The 20,388-nt window shown below is 69.0% G+C and carries 17 protein-coding genes; 7 read left to right on the top strand and 10 right to left on the bottom strand.

What is annotated here, in order from left to right:
• Positions 1–204: 204 nt before the first annotated feature.
• From ACK4UM_RS19275 to ACK4UM_RS19250, 6 genes are all read right to left on the bottom strand, one after another.
• Positions 205–1,242, bottom strand: a complete 1,038-nt coding sequence (locus tag ACK4UM_RS19275) for an ABC transporter ATP-binding protein (protein WP_409802463.1) — start codon at positions 1,240–1,242, stop codon at positions 205–207.
• Positions 1,243–1,254: 12 nt separating this feature from the next.
• On the bottom strand, positions 1,255–2,265 hold the full coding sequence (locus tag ACK4UM_RS19270) for an ABC transporter ATP-binding protein (protein ID WP_409802462.1): 1,011 nt from the start codon (positions 2,263–2,265) through the stop codon (positions 1,255–1,257).
• A gap of 10 nt (positions 2,266–2,275) precedes the next feature.
• Complete coding sequence (locus ACK4UM_RS19265) at positions 2,276–3,253, bottom strand: ABC transporter permease (protein ID WP_409802461.1); 978 nt, start codon at positions 3,251–3,253, stop codon at positions 2,276–2,278.
• Positions 3,254–3,264: 11 nt separating this feature from the next.
• Complete coding sequence (locus ACK4UM_RS19260) at positions 3,265–4,248, bottom strand: ABC transporter permease (RefSeq protein WP_409802460.1); 984 nt, start codon at positions 4,246–4,248, stop codon at positions 3,265–3,267.
• Between the two features lie 111 nt (positions 4,249–4,359).
• Complete coding sequence (locus ACK4UM_RS19255; protein ID WP_409802459.1) at positions 4,360–5,961, bottom strand: ABC transporter substrate-binding protein; 1,602 nt, start codon at positions 5,959–5,961, stop codon at positions 4,360–4,362.
• A gap of 161 nt (positions 5,962–6,122) precedes the next feature.
• Entirely contained in the window at positions 6,123–7,748 is a 1,626-nt protein-coding gene (locus ACK4UM_RS19250) for an acyl-CoA synthetase (RefSeq protein WP_409802458.1), read from the bottom strand.
• 270 nt (positions 7,749–8,018) lie between these two features.
• On the opposite strand from ACK4UM_RS19250, the gene glmM reads away from it, so the two are divergent.
• The 4 genes from glmM (at position 8,019) to ACK4UM_RS19230 (ending at position 12,077) form a co-directional block, all read left to right on the top strand.
• Positions 8,019–9,356 carry a phosphoglucosamine mutase gene (gene glmM / locus ACK4UM_RS19245; protein WP_409802457.1) on the top strand — a complete coding sequence of 446 codons (1,338 nt, stop codon included), beginning with the start codon at positions 8,019–8,021 and terminating at the stop codon, positions 9,354–9,356.
• Between the two features lie 158 nt (positions 9,357–9,514).
• Positions 9,515–10,378: an outer membrane protein gene (locus ACK4UM_RS19240; protein WP_409802456.1), complete on the top strand. Its 864-nt coding sequence runs from the start codon at positions 9,515–9,517 to the stop codon at positions 10,376–10,378.
• A 24-nt stretch (positions 10,379–10,402) separates the two neighbouring features.
• A complete protein-coding gene (locus ACK4UM_RS19235; protein ID WP_409802455.1) occupies positions 10,403–11,167 on the top strand; it encodes an outer membrane protein in 765 nt (254 codons plus the stop codon).
• Positions 11,168–11,243: 76 nt separating this feature from the next.
• The gene (locus ACK4UM_RS19230) at positions 11,244–12,077 is read left to right on the top strand and encodes an outer membrane protein (protein WP_409802454.1); all 834 of its coding nucleotides are present in this window, start codon (positions 11,244–11,246) and stop codon (positions 12,075–12,077) included.
• A 46-nt stretch (positions 12,078–12,123) separates the two neighbouring features.
• Here the strand turns inward: ACK4UM_RS19230 and ACK4UM_RS19225 are convergent, their stop codons facing one another.
• Positions 12,124–12,864 carry a hypothetical protein gene (locus tag ACK4UM_RS19225; RefSeq protein ID WP_409802453.1) on the bottom strand — a complete coding sequence of 247 codons (741 nt, stop codon included), beginning with the start codon at positions 12,862–12,864 and terminating at the stop codon, positions 12,124–12,126.
• Between the two features lie 193 nt (positions 12,865–13,057).
• On the opposite strand from ACK4UM_RS19225, the gene ACK4UM_RS19220 reads away from it, so the two are divergent.
• The 3 genes from ACK4UM_RS19220 to purB all read left to right on the top strand — a co-directional run bounded on the left by ACK4UM_RS19220 (position 13,058) and on the right by purB (position 17,333).
• The gene (locus ACK4UM_RS19220; RefSeq protein WP_409802452.1) at positions 13,058–14,230 is read left to right on the top strand and encodes a phosphoserine transaminase; all 1,173 of its coding nucleotides are present in this window, start codon (positions 13,058–13,060) and stop codon (positions 14,228–14,230) included.
• A 96-nt stretch (positions 14,231–14,326) separates the two neighbouring features.
• Positions 14,327–15,919 carry a phosphoglycerate dehydrogenase gene (serA, locus tag ACK4UM_RS19215; RefSeq protein ID WP_409802451.1) on the top strand — a complete coding sequence of 531 codons (1,593 nt, stop codon included), beginning with the start codon at positions 14,327–14,329 and terminating at the stop codon, positions 15,917–15,919.
• Between the two features lie 106 nt (positions 15,920–16,025).
• Positions 16,026–17,333, top strand: coding sequence for an adenylosuccinate lyase (gene purB / locus ACK4UM_RS19210; protein WP_409802450.1), 1,308 nt, complete (start codon positions 16,026–16,028; stop codon positions 17,331–17,333).
• A gap of 69 nt (positions 17,334–17,402) precedes the next feature.
• On the opposite strand, the gene ACK4UM_RS19205 is transcribed toward purB, so the two are convergent.
• The 3 genes from ACK4UM_RS19205 to ACK4UM_RS19195 form a co-directional block, all read right to left on the bottom strand.
• A complete protein-coding gene (locus ACK4UM_RS19205) occupies positions 17,403–18,632 on the bottom strand; it encodes an NAD(P)/FAD-dependent oxidoreductase (RefSeq protein ID WP_409802449.1) in 1,230 nt (409 codons plus the stop codon).
• A gap of 185 nt (positions 18,633–18,817) precedes the next feature.
• On the bottom strand, positions 18,818–19,213 hold the full coding sequence (locus ACK4UM_RS19200) for a c-type cytochrome (RefSeq protein ID WP_409802448.1): 396 nt from the start codon (positions 19,211–19,213) through the stop codon (positions 18,818–18,820).
• A 59-nt stretch (positions 19,214–19,272) separates the two neighbouring features.
• The gene (locus ACK4UM_RS19195; RefSeq protein ID WP_409802447.1) at positions 19,273–20,208 is read right to left on the bottom strand and encodes an MBL fold metallo-hydrolase; all 936 of its coding nucleotides are present in this window, start codon (positions 20,206–20,208) and stop codon (positions 19,273–19,275) included.
• Positions 20,209–20,388: the final 180 nt, after the last annotated feature.

Genomic DNA, 20,388 nt, shown 5'->3' with positions numbered 1-20,388 from the left:
GGCTAGGGGTGGGGGGCGGTCGCGCTTGTGGGGAGGTCGGTGGGGGTGCTCCGGCGGAGAGGCCGAGCACGCCCGTCCACCCGCTCCCCGAGCCCGACCGCCCCCCACACTACCCTCCCCGCCGCTGCGCGGGGGGAGGGGGACGTTCGCGTCGGGATCGTTCTTCCGCCGGTCGTCTCGCGCGCTCGTCGAGAACCCGTCCTCTCAGCGCTCGGCCGAGGCCACCCGCGCCACCTCCGCGGCGAGGCGGCCCTCCTCCACGGCGTGGCAGCGCACCATGCGCTCGCCGAGATGCGTCGGGCCGGGCACCTCGACGCGGCAGCGCTCGTTGGCGAAGGGGCAGCGCGGGTTGAAGTGGCAGCCGGGAGGAGGCGCGATCGGGGACGGCACCTCGCCGCCGACCGGGATGCGCTTCTTGCCGGTCATCTCGAGATCGGGGATCGCGTCGAGCAGCATCCGCGTATAGGGATGCTGCGGATCGGCAAAAACCTGGCGCGCGGGCCCGACCTCGACGAGGCGCCCGAGATACATGACCCCGAGATAGTCGGAGATGTGGTAGACGACCGCGAGATCGTGGCTGATGAAGAGGTAGGAGAGGCCGAGCTCGCGCTGCAGGTCCTTCATCAGGTTCAGGATCTGCGCCTGGACCGAGACGTCGAGCGCCGAGGTGGGCTCGTCGCAGACCAGGAATTCGGGCTCGGAGGCGAGCGCGCGGGCGATCGAGATGCGCTGGCGCTGGCCCCCCGAGAATTCGTGCGGGAACTTCTCGCCGTCGCGGGCCGACAGCTTCACTCGCTCGAGATTGAGCGCCACGCGGCGCGTGACGTCGCGCTCGTCCTTGGCGAGGCGATGCGCGCGGATCGGCTCGGCGATGATGTCGTGGACGCGCCAGCGCGGATTGAGGCTGGCATAGGGGTCCTGAAAGATCATCTGGAAGCGGCGGCGGATGCCCGCCATCTCCCGTCGGCTGCGCTTTTGCGCGAGGTCCTGCCCGTCGAAGAGGATGCGCCCCTTGGTCGGGGCGTAGAGGCCCACGACGAGCCTCGCGACCGTGGACTTGCCGCAGCCCGATTCGCCGACGAGCGAGAGCGTCTTGCCGCGGGGGATGTCGAAGGCCACGCCGTCGACCGCGCGCAGGATCGAGCGTCCCTCGCGCCGCACGAGGCGGCGCAGGAAGGGCGCGGAGACGTCGAAGGATTTCGTGAGATCCTCGACCGCGAGGATGGGTTTGTCGACCGCCATCGGAAGCATGTCCTATTCCGCCGCCGCCCGGGGCGCGGATTCGTCGTGGAGCCAGCAGGCGGCGCGCGAGGCGCCGACGGGGATCAGGTCCGGGCGCTCGACCCGGCAGCGATCGAAGACGTGCGGGCAGCGCGGATTGAAGGGGCAGCCTTTCGGGATCTCGGTGAGCCGCGGCATCGAGCCCTCGATCTGCGGCAGCCGCTCGAGATCGTGGCCGACCTTCGGGATCGAGCCCATCAGGCCGCGCGTGTAGGGATGGCGCGCGTTCTTGACGACCTCGGCCACGGGGCCGACCTCGACGACGCGGCCCGCATACATCACCGCGACGCGGTCCGCCGTCTCGGCGATGACGCCCATGTCGTGGGTGATCAGCATCACCGCCGCCCCGTGATCGTCGCACAGGCGCTTCAGGAGCTTGATGATCTGGGCCTGGATGGAGACGTCGAGCGCGGTGGTCGGCTCGTCGGCGATGATCATGCGCGGGTTGACGCAGAGCGCGAGCGCGATGACCACGCGCTGGCGCATGCCGCCCGAGAATTGGTGCGGATATTGGTCGACGCGCCGCTCGGGAGAGGGAATCCCGACCTCGGCGAGGAGCGCGATCGCCCGCTCCCGGGCCTGCGCGTCGCTCATCGGCTCGTGGGTCTGGATCGTCTCGGTGAGCTGGCGCCCGACCGTGTAGAGCGGGTTGAGCGAGGTCAGCGGGTCCTGGAAGACCATGCCGATGCGCTTGCCGCGCACCTTGCGCATCTCCTCGGTGGTGAGGTTGTCGATGCGCTGCCCGTCGAGGATCACCTGCCCGCCGGCGACGCGGCCGGGCGGCTCGAGGAGACCGATCACGGCCGATCCCGTCATCGACTTGCCGGCACCCGATTCGCCGACGACGCCGAGCACCTCCCCCTCCGCGATCTCGAAGGAGACGTCGTCGACGGCGGTGAGCGTGCCCCGGCGCGTGCGGAACTCGACCCGCAGATTCTTCACCTCGAGGACGGGGCGCTTCGTCTTGTCTGTGTTCGCGCTCATGAGCCCCTCCTCAGCGCAGCTTCGGATTGAGCGCGTCGCGCAGCCAATCGCCGAGCAGGTTCACGGCGAGCACGAGCACCACGAGGACGATACCGGGGAAGATCGACATCCACCACTCGCCCGAGAACAGGAAGTTGTTGCCGATGCGGATGAGCGTGCCGAGCGACGGGTTCGTCGGCGGAACGCCCACCCCGAGGAAGGACAGGGTCGCCTCCGTCAGGATCGCGACCGCCAGCGAGAGGGTGGCGATCACGAGGACGGGCCCGGTCACGTTGGGGAGCACGTGGCGATACATGATCATCAGCGGGTGGATGCCGATGACGCGCGCGGCCTGGACGTATTCCTTGTTCTTCTCGACCAGCGTCGAGCCGCGCACGGTGCGGGCGAAGTTCACCCAGAGCGAGGCGGCGATGGCGAGGATGATGACGTAGATCTTGAAGTCCGCCCGCGCCTGCGTGCTCATCAGCGTCGAGGCGATGCCGTCGATCATCAACGCGATCAGGATCGCGGGGAAGGTGAGCTGCACGTCGGCGATGCGCATGATGAGCGAATCGACCCAGCCGCCGAGATAGCCCGACAGGAGGCCGAGCATCGTGCCGAACAAGGCGGCGAGGAGCACGCCCGAGAAGCCGACGAGGAGCGAGATGCGCATTCCGTAGATCATCGCCGAGAGCATGTCGCGGCCCTGGTCGTCCGTGCCGAGCAGGAAGCGCGAATCCCCGCCCGCCTCCCAGGCCGGCGGCAGATAGGCGTTCATGAGGTCGAGGCTGCGCAGGTCGTAGGTGTCGTGCGGCGCGACCCAGGGGGCGAAGAGCGCCGCCACGAAGAGGACGACGGTCACGACGAAGGCGAGGATCGTCACCGGCGAGCGGCGGAAGCTGTCGAAGACGTCGCCGTCGAAGAAGCGGCGCACGCCGTCGGAGACGCGGGTGAGGAAGGGCGGGGGGGCGGCCTCGTCGAGGCGCTCGACCTTGGTGTGCTCGTTCATGGCCGGGCTCCTCACTTCGCGCTCGTCGGCCGCTCGATCCGCAGCCGCGGATCGACGACGTAGTACAGGAGGTCGACGACGAGGTTGATGATCACGAAGAACAACGCCACGAGCACGAGATAGCTGGACATGATCGGAATGTCGCCGAAATTGATCGCCTGGATGATCAGGAGCCCCATCCCGGGCCACTGGAAGACGGTCTCGGTGATGATCGAGAACGCGAGCAGCGCGCCGATCTGCAGGCCCATGATGGTGATCACCGGCACGAGCGTGTTCTTGAGCGCGTGGCCGAAATTGATCGAGCGCTCGCGCAGGCCGCGCGCCCGGGCGAACTTGATGTATTCGGTGCGCAGCACCTCCAGCATCTCCGCGCGCACGAGGCGCATGATCAGCGTCAGCTGGAAGAGCGCGAGCGTGATCGCCGGCAGGATGATGTGGCTCCAGCCGCGCGCGGTGAGGAAGCTTGTCTCCCAATTGCCGACGCGCACGAGGCCGCCGCGGCCGAAGGTCGGCAGCCAGCCGAGCTGCACGCCGAAGATCAGGATCAGGAGGATGCCGATGAGGAAGGTCGGCAGCGAGATGCCGACGAGAGAGACCGTGAGGAAGACCTTCGACAACCAGGAATGTCGCTTGAGACCCGTATAGACTCCCATCGGCACGCCGACCGCCACCGCGATGATCGCCGACAGGAACACGAGCTCGAGGGTCGCCGGCAGCCGCTCCGCGATGAGCTGCGCCACCGGGCGTCCCATCCGGTAGGACTGGCCGAACTCGCCCTGGACCGCATTGCCCACCCAGCGGACGAATTGCACCGGCACCGGATCGTTGAGCCCCAGCGTCTCGCGTGCGGCCGCGCGCTGCTCCAGCGTCGCGTCGGGGCCGAACATGTTGTTGACGGGGTCGCCGACGAATTGGAAGAGCGAGAAGGAGATCAGCGACACGACCAGCATGACGAAGATCGCCTGCAGGAGTCGCTGGACGATGAAGTCGAGCATCGACTTGAGCCTCGAAGCGAAAGACGGGACGGGGCGCGCGGCGCGGTCGTCGGAAGAGAAAAGGACCCGGAGCCTCGGCGGCTCCGGGTCCCTCGTCTCGAACGGTCCTCGTCAGTCGACCAGTCGCACGAAGCGCAGGTCGACGTCGTTGAACGGACGCTGGGCGATCTCCGCGATGCGGTCCGTCCGGATGCCCCAGGCCAGCGCCTGCTGGTGGAGCGGCAGGTGGCCGACATCCTCCTTGTGGATGCGGAAGGCCTCGTGGATGAGGGCGTTGCGCTCCTCGGGATCGACGGTCACCTGGATCTTGGAGACGAGCTCCTCGACCTCGGGATTGGTGTAGCGGCCCGAATTCCAGGTGCCGCGGCCCGTCCCGTCGAGCGTCATGATGTTCATGAGCGTGTTGAGCGAATCGTACGTGCCGGGCGTCCAGCCGAGCATGTAGAAGCTCGTATTGTAGTTCTCGGCCGCGCCGATCTTGTTGAAGTGCAAGGACAGGGTCTGCGCGTTGAGCGTCGCGTCGATGCCGATGCGGCGCAGCATCGGGATGACCGCCGAGCAGATCGCCTCGTCGTTGACGTAGCGGTCGTTCGGGCAGTCGAGCGTCACGGGGAAGCCGTTCTCGAAGCCCGCCTCGGCGAGGAGCTCGCGCGCGCGGTCCGGGTTGAACTCGTAGGGCTCGTTCAGGTCCTCGGCGAAGCCGACGATGCCGGGCGCCACCATCAGGCCCGTCGGCGTCGAGGCGCCGCGCATGACGACGCGCTGGATCGCGTTGAGATCGAGCGCGTGGGCGAAGGCCTGGCGCACGCGCACGTCCTTGAACGGGTTCACGCCGGAGCCCGGCATGTCCATCAGCTCGTCGCGGTGCTGGTCGAAGCCGAGGAAGATCGTGCGCAGCTCGGGGCCCTGCATGACCTCGATGTTCGGCGCCTGCTGGAGACGCGGCACGTCCTGCAGCGGCACGGGATACATCATGTCGACCTCGCCCGAGAGCAGGGCGGCGACGCGGGTCGCGTCGTTGCCGATCGGCATGAAGATCGCGCGGTCGAAATTGTCGGTGCGGTCCTCGTGACCCCACCAATCCTCGTTCGGCTCGAGCACCAGGCGGTTGTCCTGGACCCACTCGACGACGCGGAAGGGGCCGGTGCCGTTGGCGTTCAGGTTGGCGAAGTTCGTCGTGCCGCCGCCGACGACGACCGGGAAGGCGTTGTTCGCCTCCTTGAACTCCTCGCTCACGATGAAGAACAAGGACAGGTTCTGCAGGAGGATCGGATCCGGGCCGCGCGTCGTGATGCGGATCTTGTAATCGTCGACCTTCTCCATGTTTTCGATGGAGGAGACGAAGTTGATCATCTCGGAGCCCTGCTGCGAGATGCGCCGCCAGCTGTAGATCACGTCGTCGGCCGTGAAGGGCTCGCCGTTGTGGAAGGTCACGCCTTCGCGCAGCTGGAATTCCCAGGTCACGTCGTCGATCGTCTCCCACGAGACGGCGAGATCGGGGGTCAGCGAGAGATCCGGCAGACGGTGCACCAGAGCGCCGTAGACGTTGCCCTTGAAAGCATTCGTCGTGCCGTGATTGTGCATGTGGGGGTCCAGCCCCAGAATGTCGCCGGAGGTCGCGTATCGGAATACGCGCTCCTGCGCGGCTGCGCCGAAGCTCGTGAGCGCGAGGATCGCCGCGCCGGCGAGAAGCATGGTCGTGCGTTTCGTCACTGAAGGGCTCCGTTCTCTCTGGTTCGGTCTTGTTCTTGAGGCGGTCGAAACCGCCTTGCCGGCCGATACTTAAGGACGACGCGAGCGCGCGCGCAAGGAAAATGTCCGCGCTTTCCCGCGCCGAGCGGACGCGGTTCCGCCGCTTTCCCGTGCGCGAATCCTCAGACGTCCTTCGCCATTTCGCGGAGCTTGTACTTCTGGATCTTTCCGGTCGACGTCTTGGGCACCTCGGTGAAGACGATATGCCGCGGCGCCTTGAAGTGGGCGAGCCGCTCGCGACAGAAGGCGACGATCTCCTCGGCCGTCGCGCTCGCCCCCGGCTTGAGCTCGACGAAGGCGCAGGGCGTCTCGCCCCATTTCTCGTCGGGCTTCGCCACGACCGCTGCGGCAGCGATCGCCGGATGCTTGTAGAGGACGTCCTCCACCTCGATCGAGGAGATGTTCTCCCCGCCCGAGATGATGATGTCCTTCGAGCGGTCCTTGAGCTGGATATACCCGTCCGGGTAGCGCACGCCGAGGTCGCCCGAATGGAACCAGCCGCCCTCGAAGGCCTTCGCGGTGGCCGCGGGATTCTTCAGATAGCCCTTCATCACGACGTTGCCGCGCATCATCACCTCGCCGAGCGTGGCGCCGTCGGCGGGCACCGGCTCCATCGTCTGCGGGTCGAGCACGGCGAGGCCCTCGAGCGCCTGATAGCGGACGCCCTGGCGGGCCTTCTTGGCGGCGTAGTCGGCGGCGGGCAGATCGTCCCATTCCGCGTGCCAATCGTTCACGACGGAGGGGCCGTAGGTCTCGGTGAGGCCGTAGAGATGCGTCACCACGAAGCCCGCTTCGCGCATCGCCGAGAGCACCGCCTCGGGCGGGGGCGCGGCCGCCGTGAAGAACTGCACGGCGTGCGGCAGGGCCCGTTTCTCCGCCTCCGGCGCGTTGAGGAGCGCCGCCATCACGATCGGCGCGCCGCACAGATGGGTGACGCCGTGATCGGCGATGGCGTCGTACATCGGCTTCGCGCGGACCTGCCGCAGGCAGACATGCGTGCCGGCGACGATCGAGAGCGACCAGGGAAAGCACCAGCCATTGCAGTGGAACATCGGCAGCGTCCACAGATAGACCGGGTGCTTGCCCATGGCGCAGGTGACGATGTTGCCGGTGGCGAGGAGATAGGCCCCGCGATGGTGGTAGACGACGCCTTTCGGGTCGCCGGTGGTGCCCGACGTGTAGTTGAGCGTGATCGCATCCCACTCGTCGCGCGGCATCGCCAAGGCGAAATCCGGGTCGCCCTCGGCGAGGAAGGCCTCGTAGTCGATCGTGCCGAGCCGCTCGCCGGGCCCGTCGTATTCCGGGTCGTCGACGTCGATCACGAGGATCTCGCGGCCGAGCTGCGCCAGGGCCGGACGGATCGTCTTCGAGAACTCGCGATCGGTGATCAGCACCTTCGCCTCGCCGTGCGCGAGGGAAAACGCGATGATCGCGGCGTCGAGCCGCGTGTTGAGGGTGTTGAGCACCGCGCCCGTCATCGGCACCCCGTAATGCGCCTCGATCATTTCGGGGATGTTCGGCAGCATCGCCGCCACCGTGTCGCCGCGCCCGATCCCCCGCCGCGCGAGCGCGCCGGCCAAGCGCCTGGCGCGCGCGTACAGCTCGCGATAGGTCCGCCGCAGGCCGCCGTGGATCACCGCCACATGGTCCGGATGGACCTCGGCCGCGCGCTCCAGGAAGAGGAGCGGCGTCAGGGGCTGGAAATTCGCGCGATTGCGGTCGAGATCGCGGTCGTAGATCGTGTCCATGGGCGACGTGTCCTCGGGCGACGGTCCTCGGGGCTCTTGCGGAGCGAGCCTAGCGGGATCGCGCGCGCGCGCAATCGAACTCGCGACGGAGACGGCTCGGGTCAGACGTGCCCGCCGGTTACAGACGATTACCGAAAGTGAACGGGCGAGGAGCGATACTCCTCTTGACGCACGCCCGCCCGCGTCGCTCAAAGGGCGGGTGGCGCGGTCGCGTGCGGCTCGCCCACCGCATCACCAATCGGTTTCGACGGAGCCTTCGGAGTATCCACCTTGCGCAAGCATTTCGGCACTGACGGGATCCGCGGCCGCTCGAACGCCGTCATCACCCCCGAGCTCGCCCTGCGCGTCGGCCAGGCGGCGGGCCTCGCCTTCCAGCGCGGCGACCATCGCCACCGCGTCGTCATCGGCAAGGACACGCGCCTGTCCGGCTACATGATCGAGAACGCGCTCGTCGCCGGCTTCACCTCGGTGGGCATGGACACGCTGCTGCTCGGCCCGATGCCGACGCCCGCGGTGGCGATGCTCACCCGCTCGATGCGCGCGGATCTCGGCGTGATGATCTCCGCCTCGCACAACCCGTTCGAGGACAACGGGATCAAGCTGTTCGGCCCGGACGGGTACAAGCTCTCCGACGAGGTCGAGGTCTCGATCGAGCAGCTGATGGACGAGGACGTGACCCGCCGGCTCGCCTCGGCGGCGCGGCTCGGGCGGGCCAAGCGCGTCGAGGGCGTGCAGGCGCGCTACATCGAGTTCGCCAAGCGCACGCTGCCGCGCCTCCTCGATCTCGAGGGGCTGCGCGTCGTGCTCGATTGCGCCAACGGCGCCGCCTACAAGGTCGCTCCCGAGGCGCTCTGGGAGCTCGGGGCGGAGGTGATCACGATCGGCGTCGAGCCGAACGGCTTCAACATCAACCGCGAATGCGGCTCGACCGCGCCGGAGGCCCTCGTCGCCAAGGTGCGGGAGCTGCGCGCCGACGTCGGCATCGCGCTCGACGGCGACGCCGACCGCGTCATCGTGGTCGACGAGAAGGGCCGCATCGTCGACGGCGATCAGCTGATGGCGGCGATCGCGACGAGCTGGCACGAGGACGGGCGGCTCACGCGGCCGGGCATCGTCGCCACGATCATGTCCAATCTCGGCCTCGAGCGCTATCTCGAGGGGCGGGGCCTCTCGATGATCCGCACCGCGGTCGGCGATCGCTACGTGCTCGAGCAGATGCGCGAGGGCGGCTACAATCTCGGCGGCGAGCAATCGGGCCACGTGATCCTGTCCGATTACGCGACGACGGGGGACGGCCTCATCGCCGCGCTCCAGCTGCTCGCCGTCGTCAAGCGCTCGGAGCGGCCGGTCTCCGAGGTCTGCCATTGCTTCGAGCCGCTGCCGCAGATCCTCAAGAGCGTGCGCTTCCGCGCCGCCGACCCCTTGTCCGACACGAGCGTCTCGGCCGTGATCGAGGCCGCGCGCGCGCGGCTCGGGCAGGCCGGGCGGCTCGTCATCCGCAAGTCCGGCACCGAGCCGGTCATTCGCGTGATGGGGGAAGGCGACGATCGGGACGTGGTGCTCGCCGTCGTCGACGAGATCGCGGACGCGGTGTCGCACGCCGCCTGAACGCGGAGAGGGGCGGCGCGCTCGTTCGCCGGGCGCGCCCCTTTTTCGCGGTTTCTTTACCTTACCTCTTAAGGTTAAGTCGCTCTTAAGCAATTGATGCAACGGTCTTCCCGTGACGAATGCGCCGCCGCGCGGCGGCAATCACGGGAACACGCGCCATGCACCGCAAGAGCCTCGCCGTCGCCGCCGCGATGGCCACCATGATCGCCCTCCCCGCGAATGCCGCGGACATCCCGATCCACATCCCGCTGCCGGCTCCGCCGCCGCCCGTCGAGGTCTTCGCGGGCGGGTGGTACCTGCGCGGCGACATTTCGATGACGAACCAGCAATCGAAGGTGCCGCGCAACCGGCAGCTCGAGGCGGAGAACCCGGGCGACACGATCGAGTGGCTGCAGAGCGAGTTCGATTCCGGCGTCGCCCTCGGCGCGGGCGTCGGCTACCGCTTCAATTCCTGGCTGCGCACGGACGTGACCGGCGAATATCGCGGCCGCACGCGCTACAGCGGCGTGGAGCGCGTGCGCTGGGCGACCGAGCCGACCGGCGCCTGGAATCAGACGAACGAGTTCACGGCCGACAAGACCGAGGCCGTCGCGCTCGTGAACGCCTATCTCGATCTCGGCACGTGGTGGGGCATCACGCCGTTCGTCGGCGCGGGCATCGGCGTCGCGCACGTGACCATCGGCAATTTCCAGGATCGCGCCACCGGCAACCAGCCGGACGGCACGCTGATCGCCGGCCATGCGCTCTATCGCAACGCCTCGCGCACCAATCTCGCCTGGGCGCTCCACGCGGGCGCCGGCTACGAGGTCAACGATCGCCTGACCCTGGAGCTCGCCTATCGCTACCTGAACATGGGCCGGGGCGTCACCGGCCAGGGCGGCCGGTTCACGAACATGGATCGCATCGCCAACAATTGGGAGTTCCGCGATCTGCACTCCCACGATCTGCGCTTCGGCATGCGCTGGAACCTGCACGGCCCCTCCTCCGCGCCGGTCCACCGTCCCCTCAGCCGCGCCTTCTGAGCCGGCCGTCGAGGAGCCCGCACGATGCGCCTCTCCGCCCTCGCCTTCGCACTCGCCTCGACGGCGACGATGGCCGCACCGGCTCTCGCGGCGGATCTCCTGCCGCCGCTGCCGGAGATCCACCACCCGGCCCCCGCCGAGGCGATCGGCGGCGGCTGGTACCTGCGCGGCGACATCGGCTACGCGCACCATCCGCGCCCCAGGGCGCGGGCGGTGACGCCCGCCGGCACCCTCGCGTCGACGGGCGAGAAGATCGCCGACGCCGCCGTTCTGGGCGCGGGCGTCGGCTATCGGGTCAATTCCTGGCTTCGCGCGGACGTGACTCTGGACCATCGCTTCGCGACGCGCGCCACGCTCTTCGACGATCCGCGCGGCCTGCCCGGCTTCGCGCTGACGGGACGCTTCGCCTCGACGACGGCGCTCGCCAACGCCTATCTCGACCTCGGCACCTGGTCGGGGCTCACGCCTTATGTCGGCGCGGGCCTCGGCTATTCCTGGAACACCGTGTCGGGCCTGCGCGTCGGCGGCGTCGATCCGGGCGTGCGCGACCGCACCGTCGGCTCGCTCGCCTGGGCGCTCATGGCGGGCGTCGCTGTGGATGCGGGGCACGGCTTCGCCATCGATCTCGGCTATCGCTACGTCGATCTCGGTCGCGCCCGGACGGCGGCGACGCCCGTCGGCTACGGCGAGGTCCGTCGCCTGTCGGCGCACGAGGCGCGGGTCGGCATCCGCTGGAGCCTCGACCAGCCCTCCTCCGGCCACGTCCAGCCGATCTCGCGGGCGTTCTGACGGTGCTCCGGCAATCATTCGTTAAGGTTAACAGGCGACACTCCCCCAGAGGAACGGCGTGGGAAACACGCCCCGCGTGAGGAAGACGAAGACCATGCGCACCACCTTCGCAGCGGCGCTCGCGCTCGCCACGGCTTTTTCCGCCCAGGCCGCTCACCAGGCCGCCCACGCCGCGGATCTCGATTTCGGTCCGCTGCGCGGCTCCCAATGGGGAGAGCCGGTCGTGGTGTGGCAGGGCGGCTATTTCGCCGGATTCGCAGGCTACACGCAGACGGGGGTGAAAGCCGACGGCATCTTCAAGGAGCCGATCGCCCACCACCTGCGCGACACGGTGCTCGAGGCCGAGATGCGGGTCTCGGACTTCCTGCGCCCGACCGTCAGCGACCGGCGCGCGAGCGTCTTCGGCATCGCCGCCGGCTACAATTTCCAATTCGACGAGACGGTGCTCGGCATCGAGGCGGACTTCACCCGCGGCCGCACGCGCTCCGTCGGCAGCGACCAGCTCGCCCGGCGCCGCAACCTCTCCAACGACACGTTGGGCTATGCGGACGCACGCGGCACCTTCGAGCTCGAGGTCGACAACGTCTCGACGCTGCGCGTGCGGGCCGGCTACACCGTCGGCGCCTTCCTGCCCTTCGTCAGCGGCGGCGTCGCGATCGCCGAGTACAAGCGTCGTCGCGTGATCGACCTCGAATACGGCGAGGCGCCGGTCGCCGGCCCGTTCCGCTTCCAGGACGTGGCGCCCAAGAGCGGCTGGGCGATCGGCGTCGCCGGCAGCGCGGGCGTCGACGTCGCGCTCACCGAGAACGTGTTCGTGCGCGGCGAGTGGCTCTACACCTTCTTCCCCGACATGGGCGGCGCCGAAGTCTCCCGCAACACGCTGCGCGCGGCGGCGGGCGTGAAGTTCTGAGCCACGCGCTCGGGCCGCAGCGCCCAGGGCGCCTTCGCGGATCGCCTCAGCGAGCGGGTTTCTCCTCGTCGAGGATCCCGCTCGCGATCGGCATTCGGGCGAGACGCGCCGAGGCGAGAAGGGCGAACCCGGCCCAGGTGAAGATCGCGACGAACTTGAACACCTCCTCGACGATCATCACGCTCGGCCGCTGCTCGAAGAGCTGATCGATCCCGACCGACAGGCCGAACCCGGCCAGCGTCGCGCCGAGGAGAACGGGGTGGAGGTAGCGCAGATGCAGGCGCCCCACCCAGAGGAAGGCGATCATCAACACGCCGTAGGCGCCATAGGTCACGATTTCCGGCACGCCCCGGTGGAGGAAGACGTGCTCGTGCAGAAGAAAAGCGTCGTCCACGCAGAATAGCGCGGAGAACGCCGCTCCGATCGCGAGCAGGCGCGCCCCTCGATCGAGGCCGCGCTCCTGGAACCGTTGCAGCGCCCCGATCGCGAAGAACGCGGCGGCGGCCGCCATGACGAGGAGCCCCAACGTCGACAAGGCGCCGACATGGGGCGAACAGCAATTCTCGATCTCCGAGGCGACCACCGTCGTGTCGCGCAAGAGATGCGACATGTCCCAACCGGGCACGAGGCTCGCGGCGAACAGGATCGCGAGCGGCAGCAGCACGCAGCCCGCGACGATGGCGGCGCGCGCGAGGCCCGACGGCTCGTCGGCGATGCCGAGATCGGGGGGGCGGCCCCCGGCCGCCGACGACCGGTTCGCGACGGGAGGCGCCGCAGCGGCGGGCACGGGATTGGCGTATCGTGACATGGCCGGCGCCGAACGCTTCGGCGGCAAAAGTGTTCCGCCGCTCGATCGATGCGGGACGCACGCCGACCCGGCGGCGAGGCCGCTCTTGCATCCCCGCGAACCTTGCCGTATCTCCGTCCGCGGGACACCTCTCCCCACCGAGAGGCGCCCATCTGGAAGGATGGACAGAGCCATGAGCACCCGTCACGCCCCCGAGGCGCGTCCGCGCGCGCCCTATTTCTCCTCCGGCCCCTGCGCCAAGCGCCCCGGCTGGACCCTCGACGCCCTCTCCGACGCCTCTCTCGGCCGCTCGCACCGCGCGAAGGTCGGCAAGGCGAAGCTCGCCGAGGCGATCGAGCTCACCCGCGAGGTCCTGCAGGTCCCGGCCGATTACCGCATCGGCATCGTGCCCGCATCCGATACCGGCGCCGTCGAGATGGCCATGTGGTCGATGCTCGGCGCCCGCGGCGTCGATCTCCTCGCCTGGGAGAGCTTCGGCGAGGGCTGGGTGACGGACGCGGTCAAGCAGCTGCGCCTCTCCGACGCCCGCGTGATCACCGCTCCTTACGGCGAATTGCCCGATCTTGCGCAGGTCGACGCCAAGAAACGCGACGTCGTCTTCACCTGGAACGGCACGACCTCCGGCGTGCGCGTTCCCGATGCCGACTGGATCCCCGCCGATCGCGAGGGCGTCACGATCTGCGACGCCACCTCCGCCGCCTTCGCGCAACGGCTCGATTGGGCCAAACTCGACGTCGTCACCTTCTCCTGGCAGAAGGTTCTGGGCGGCGAGGCCGCGCACGGCATGCTGATCCTCTCGCCGCGCGCCGTCGAGCGGCTCGAGAGCTACAAGCCCGCCTGGCCGCTGCCGAAGATCTTCCGCCTGACGAAGGGCGGCAAGCTGATCGAGGGCATCTTCAAGGGCGAGACCATCAACACGCCCTCCATGCTCTGCGTCGAGGACTATATCGACGCGCTGCGTTGGGCGAAGGGTCTCGGCGGGCTCGACGCGCTTGTCGCCCGCGCCGACGCCAATGCCGGCGCGATCGCCGATTGGGTGGCACGCACGCCCTGGGTCGCCAATCTGGCGAAGGACCCCGCCACCGCCTCGAACACGAGCGTGTGCCTCGTGATCGTCGATCCGGACGTCGTCGCCAAGGGCGAGGAAGCGGTTGCGGCGGTCGCCAAGGGCATCGCCTCGCGCCTCGAGAAGGAGGGCGTCGCCTTCGACATCGGCGCCTATCGCGACGCGCCTCCCGGCCTTCGGATCTGGTGCGGCGCGACCGTCGAGCGCGCCGATCTCGAGGCTCTGACGCCCTGGCTCGATCACGCCTTCGCGCAGGAGAAGGCCGCGCTCGGTCTCTGAGCCGCGCCGCCCCCGTCGTCCCCTCCCGCCTCGGCGGCGCGGGGGACGACGCCTCGATCCGTTTCCCGATATTCCTCGTCCCGCAGGAGCGCACCCATGTCCGCACCGCGCGTTCTCGTTTCCGACGCCCTCTCCCCCGCCGCCGTGAAGATCTTCCAGGATCGCGGCATCCTCGTCGATTTCCGCCCCGAGCTCGGCAAGGACAAGGACAAGCTCGCCGAGGTCATCGGCGATTACGACGGGCTCGCCATCCGCTCGGCCACGAAGGTCACGGCAAAGCTCCTCGAGCGCGCCGAGCGCCTCAAGGTGGTGGGCCGCGCCGGCATCGGCGTCGACAATGTCGACATCCCAGCCGCCACCGCGCGCGGCGTGATCGTCATGAACACACCCTTCGGCAATTCGATCACCACCGCCGAGCACGCGATCGCGATGATGTTCGCGCTCGCGCGCCAGATCCCGCAGGCCGACGCCTCCACCCAAGCGGGCAAGTGGGAGAAGAACCGCTTCATGGGCGTCGAGCTCACCGCCAAGACGCTCGGCGTGATCGGCTGCGGCAATATCGGCGCGATCGTCGCCGACCGCGCGATCGGGCTGCGCATGCGCGTCGTCGCGTACGATCCCTTCCTGTCGCCCGAGCGCGCGATGGAGATCGGCGTCGAGAAGGTCGAGCTCGACGAGCTCCTCGCCCGCGCCGACGTGATCACCCTGCACGTGCCGCTCACCGACAAGACCCGCAACATCCTCTCGCGCGAGGCGCTGGCCAAGACGCGGCCGGGCGTTCGCATCGTCAATTGCGCGCGCGGCGGGCTCGTCGACGAGGCGGCGCTTCGCGAGGCGCTCGATTCGGGCCACGTCGCGGGCGCGGCCTTCGACGTCTTTCTCGAGGAGCCGGCGCACGAGAACGCGCTCTTCGGCCACCCCAACGTCGTCTGCACGCCCCATCTCGGCGCCTCGACGACCGAGGCTCAGGAGAACGTCGCGCTGCAGGTCGCCGAGCAGATGTCGACCTATCTCCTCACCGGCGGCGTCGAGAACGCGGTGAACTTCCCCTCGATCTCGGCGGAAGAGGCGCCGCGCCTCAAACCCTTCGTGGCGCTCGCCGAGAAGCTCGGCTCCTTCCTCGGCCAGCTCACGGAGGCCCCCGTCAAGGGCATCCGCATCGAGTACGAGGGGGCGGTCGCGGGCATGAACACGCGCGCGCTCACCTCCGCCGCGGTCGCGGGGGCGCTGCGCCCCATGCTCCAGGACGTCAACATGGTCTCCGCCCCGATCGTCGCGCGCGAGCGCGGCATCGTCATCGAGGAGACGGTGCGCGAGAACACGCAACGCGATTACGAGAGCTTCGTGCGCATCACGATCGACGCCGAGGACATGCCGCGTCATGCCGGCGGCACCGTCTTCCACGACGGCAAGCCGCGCGTCGTCGAGATCCGCGACATCAATGTCGACGCCGAGTTCGCGCCGCACATGATCTACGTGCGCAACGAGGACAAGCCGGGCTTCATCGGCGCCTTCGGCTCGCTGCTCGGCGATGCGGGCGTCAACATCGCGACCTTCTCGCTCGGCCGCGACGCGCCCGGCGGCGACGCGATCTGCTTCGTCTCGGTCGACCAGAAGCCCTCCGCGGAGCTCCTCGACCGCATCGAGGCGATCCCGCAGGTGAAGCGGGCACGCGCGGTGAGCTTCTGAGCCGCCGCCATGCGGACGCGGCTTGCCATCGCACGCCGCGTCCCGTAGCTCGTCGACAGGATTCCGGCCGCACGCGCGCGCGCTCGGCCCGCACAGGAGAGAGCGCATGATCGAGCGCTACAGCCGCCCCGAGATGGTCGCGATCTGGTCGCCGCAGACGCGCTTCCGGATCTGGTTCGAGATCGAGGCGCATGCGACGACGGCACTCGCCGAGCTCGGCGTGGTGCCGAAGGAGGCCGCGGAGACGATCTGGGAGAAGGGGCGCGATGCGGTCTTCGACGTCGCGCGGATCGACGAGATCGAGCGCGAGACGAAGCACGACGTCATCGCCTTCCTCACCCATCTCGCCGAGATCGTGGGGCCGCAGGCGCGCTTCGTGCACCAGGGCATGACCTCGTCGGACGTGCTCGACACCACGCTCGCCGTGCAGCTCTCGCGCGCCGCCGACATCCTGATCGCGGATATCGACCGCCTGCTCGCGGCCCTGAAGACGCGCGCGCACGAGCACAAGCTCACCCCGACGATCGGCCGCTCGCACGGCATCCACGCCGAGCCGACGACCTTCGGCCTCAAGCTCGCCCAGGCCTATGCCGAATTCGACCGCTGCCGTGCCCGCCTCGTCGCGGCGCGCGCGGAGATCGCGACCTGCGCGATCTCGGGCGCGGTCGGCACCTTCGCCAATATCGACCCGCGGGTGGAGGAATACGTCGCGCAGAAGATGGGGCTCACCCCCGAGCCAGTCTCGACGCAGGTGATCCCGCGCGACCGGCACGCGATGTTCTTCGCGACGCTCGCCGTCGTCGCCTCCTCGATCGAGCGGCTCGCGACCGAGATCCGCCATCTCCAGCGCACCGAGGTGCTCGAAGCCGAGGAATATTTCTCGGAGGGCCAGAAGGGCTCCTCCGCCATGCCCCACAAGCGCAACCCGGTGCTCACCGAGAACCTCACCGGCCTCGCCCGCATGGTGCGCGCCTATTGTTTGCCTGCGATGGAGAACGTCGCGCTATGGCACGAGCGCGACATCTCGCATTCCTCCGTCGAGCGCATGATCGGCCCGGACGCGACGGTGACGCTCGATTTCGCCCTCGCCCGGCTCGCCGGCGTCGTCGAGAAGCTCCTCGTCTACCCGCAGAACATGCAGAAGAATCTCGACCGTCTCGGCGGGCTGATCCATTCGCAGCGCGTGCTGCTCGCGCTGACCCAAGCCGGCGTCTCGCGCGAGGACGCCTATCGGCTGGTGCAGAGGAACGCGATGCCGGTCTGGCGTGGGGAGGGGGATTTCCTCACGCTCCTCAAGGCGGACGACGAGGTGTCGGCGAAGCTCTCGGCGGCCGAGATCGAGTCCCTGTTCGACCTCGGCTACCATTTCAAGCATGTCGAGACGATCTTCGCGCGCGTTTTCGGCGCGAGATGACGCCCGCGAGGGCGTTTCCCGCCACGAGGGTCGTCATCCGCGGGAGCGCGGCGCGCCGAGTGCGACGCGTCAGATCACGTTGCGCTCGAGCACTCGTCGGCCCTCGGCGAGGCGCGCGAAGGCGAGATCGGAGAGGTCGAGGCTCGTGTAGCGGCCGTCGACGAGGAGTTCGGCGAGCCCGCGCCCGACGGCCGGCGCCTGCTGCAGGCCGTGGCCCGAGAAGCCGTTGCAAAGATAGAGATTATCCGGCCCGAGCGGCGCGGCGGACCCGATCAGCGCGTTGTGATCGAGGAGGCACATGTCGTAGGGGCCGGCCCAGGCGCGGCCCGGGCGGATCGCCTCGAAGGCCGGCACGCGCGCGGCGAGCGCGGGCCAGATCCGCTCCTCGAACCAGGAATGATCGACCTCTTGGGTCGCGGGATCGTCGTCGCGCCAATCGAGCCCTTCGTCCTCCAGCGCGTCGGGGGAGACGCCGCAGATGAATTGCCGCCCCTGCGCCGTCTCGCCCTCGGGGCGGACATAGGTGCCGGTCGTGTCGATCATCAGCGGGAAGGCGCCGAGCCTCTCGCGGCAGGTGAAGGTGAAGACGTAGCGGCGCTTCGCGACGACGGGCAGATCGATGCCGGCCTTCGCGGCGAGCGCACGCGCCCCGGCGCCGGCGCAGTTCACGAGCGCCCCGCAGGCGATCCGGGTGCCGTCCACCAGCACGACCTGCGTGATGCGCCCGCCATCGCGCACGATGTCGCAGACCTCTCCGGCGACGTAGTCCACGCCGAGCGCGCGGGCCTTGCGACGCAGCGCCTGGAGGAGCCCCCAACCGTCGAACCAGCCCTCTCCCGTCGTGCCGTGCGTGCCGAGGACGACGTCCTCGCCGGTCGCCAGCCAGGGGAAGCGATCGGCGAGGCCTGCGCGATCGAGGAGCGCGATGTCGGCGCCCTCGGCGATCTGGAGGGCGTGGTTCTCGCGCAGGATCGCCGCGCCGGCCTCGCTCGCGAGATAGAGATAGCCGCCCTCGTGGAGGTCGATCGCGGGCGCCTCCCCGTCGACGGCGAGCCGCTCGCCGATCGTGCGCAGGAACGCGATGCCGTAGAGCGAGATGCGGATGTTCACCGCGCTCGAGAATTGCTGCCGGATCGAGGCCGCCGACAGAGCCGAGGCAGAGCGCGCATAGGTCGCGTCCTTCTCGATCACGACGACGCGGCCGGTGAACCCGGGATGGATCGCGAGATGATAGGCGAGCGAGGAGCCCATGGCGGCTCCGCCCACGATCACGATATCGGCGCTCTTCTCCGCGGCCACGCTCTCGCGCTCCCCCCGTCACGGTTCGGGCGGCACACGATCACGGCAGGGCGCGACCGCGCAAGGGGGATTTCGGCACGCGCGGAGTCGCACGAACAAGAAGGCGCGCTCGCAAAAAAAGGGGCGGCGCAGACGTGAGCCTGCGCCGCCATGCAGCCGGCTTTCGCCGACGCGCGCACCGACCCTCAGCGGGTCGTGCCATCCTCGTTGAACTGATCGAGATAGGCGATCAGGTCGGCGATCTGCTGGTCGTTGCGCAGGCCGGCGAACACCATCTTGGTGCCCGGCGTCACCTGGCGCGGATTGCGGATGTAGACCGCGAAATTCTCGTGATCCCACACCTTGTCGAGGCTGTCGAAGGCGGCCGAGTAATTGTAGTCCTCCAGCGAACCCGCCTCGCGGCCGAACAGGCCGTTGAGCTGCGGGCCGACGCCGTTGCGGGCGTTCTCGCCGACCTGATGGCAGGCGCGGCACTGGTTGAAGACGCGCTGGCCGGCGGCGGGGTCCCCTGCCTGCGCGGCCTGAATGCCGGGCAGCAGGAAGAGGGTGGCCGCCGCGGCGGCGAGGGCGAAGTGACGCATTGGCTCGTTTCCTCTCTTTCGTCCGGAGACTCGTTCCAGCTCGACAGTTATAGAGCGTTCTAACCTGAAGCGAAGATGAACGCACGCCCCTTTCTCTCCACATAGCCGATTCCCGGAAAAGGCAAGTGGTAGCCGACGAGGCCGATGCGATCGCTCGCGAGCCGGTCGAGCAGAGACAACCGCGTCGCAATCGCTTGGTTGCGGTCGAGATCGGTGCCGAGCGGCCATTCGGGGCGCTGGAAGGAGACGTAGACGTTGGTGAGCGCGTCGCCTCCGACGACGAGCTGATCGGCCCCGCTCGCGACGAGCACCGACATGTGCCCCGGCGAGTGCCCCGGCGTCGCGAGATAGGAGATCCCCGGCGCGAGCTCCGCCCCGTCGCCCGCCCGCTCGACGCGGTCGCCGAGCGTGTCGAGCACGCGCGCGGCGCCGAGCGCGAGGCCCTGGAGCCAATCGGGAGCGGTCTGCGGCGTCGCCGGATCGGTCCAGAAGGCGTATTCCGCCTCGCCCATCACGTGGCGGGCGTTCGGAAAGCGCGGGCCGTCCTCGAAATCGTCGAGCGCCCCCCAGAGATGGTCGGCGTGGCCGTGGGTGAAGATCACATCCGTGACGTCCTGCGGATCGACGCCCATCTCGAGGAGCGCCTCCTCGAGCCGCCCGGCGCTCGCCTGGAAGGTGGGCCCCGAGCCCGTGTCGACGAGGATGCGGCGGTTCCCCGTCTCGATCAGCGTGACGTTGGTCTGGTTGACGAATTCCCGCGGCGGCTCGGCGCCGTTCTCGCGGAAGAGCGCATCGAGATCGGCCTCGTCGGTCTCCGGCAGGGTGAAGGAGACGGGCAGCGTCACGGTGCCGTCCGAGACGACGCGCACCCGGATGTCGCCGACGGCGACGACGTCGCTCGCGCGCGCCCGCACGATCCGCGGCGCGAGCGTTCCGAGCGCGGGGATCGCCGCGGCGGCACCGAGGACGAGGCGGCGTGTGGGGTCGAGGGTCATGATGGGGCTCCCGTTCGGGATCTGGCGGTGAGTATCCCTCCCCGGAGGGGAGGGAGGACTGCGAAAGAGGCCGGGCGGCTTGGGGAGAGGGGGCCTCTCCTTCCCCTCAGGGGAAGGTGGCTCCGACCCCGAACAGGGGTCGGAGACGGATGGGGTTTTTCGCTCCGAAGGAGCGAAGGG

It is taken from the genome of Salinarimonas sp., from assembly GCF_046292825.1.
Classification (GTDB): domain Bacteria; phylum Pseudomonadota; class Alphaproteobacteria; order Rhizobiales; family Beijerinckiaceae; genus Salinarimonas.
Note: the sequence above shows the minus strand (reverse complement) of the source record. Positions and strands in the feature narration are given on the sequence as shown.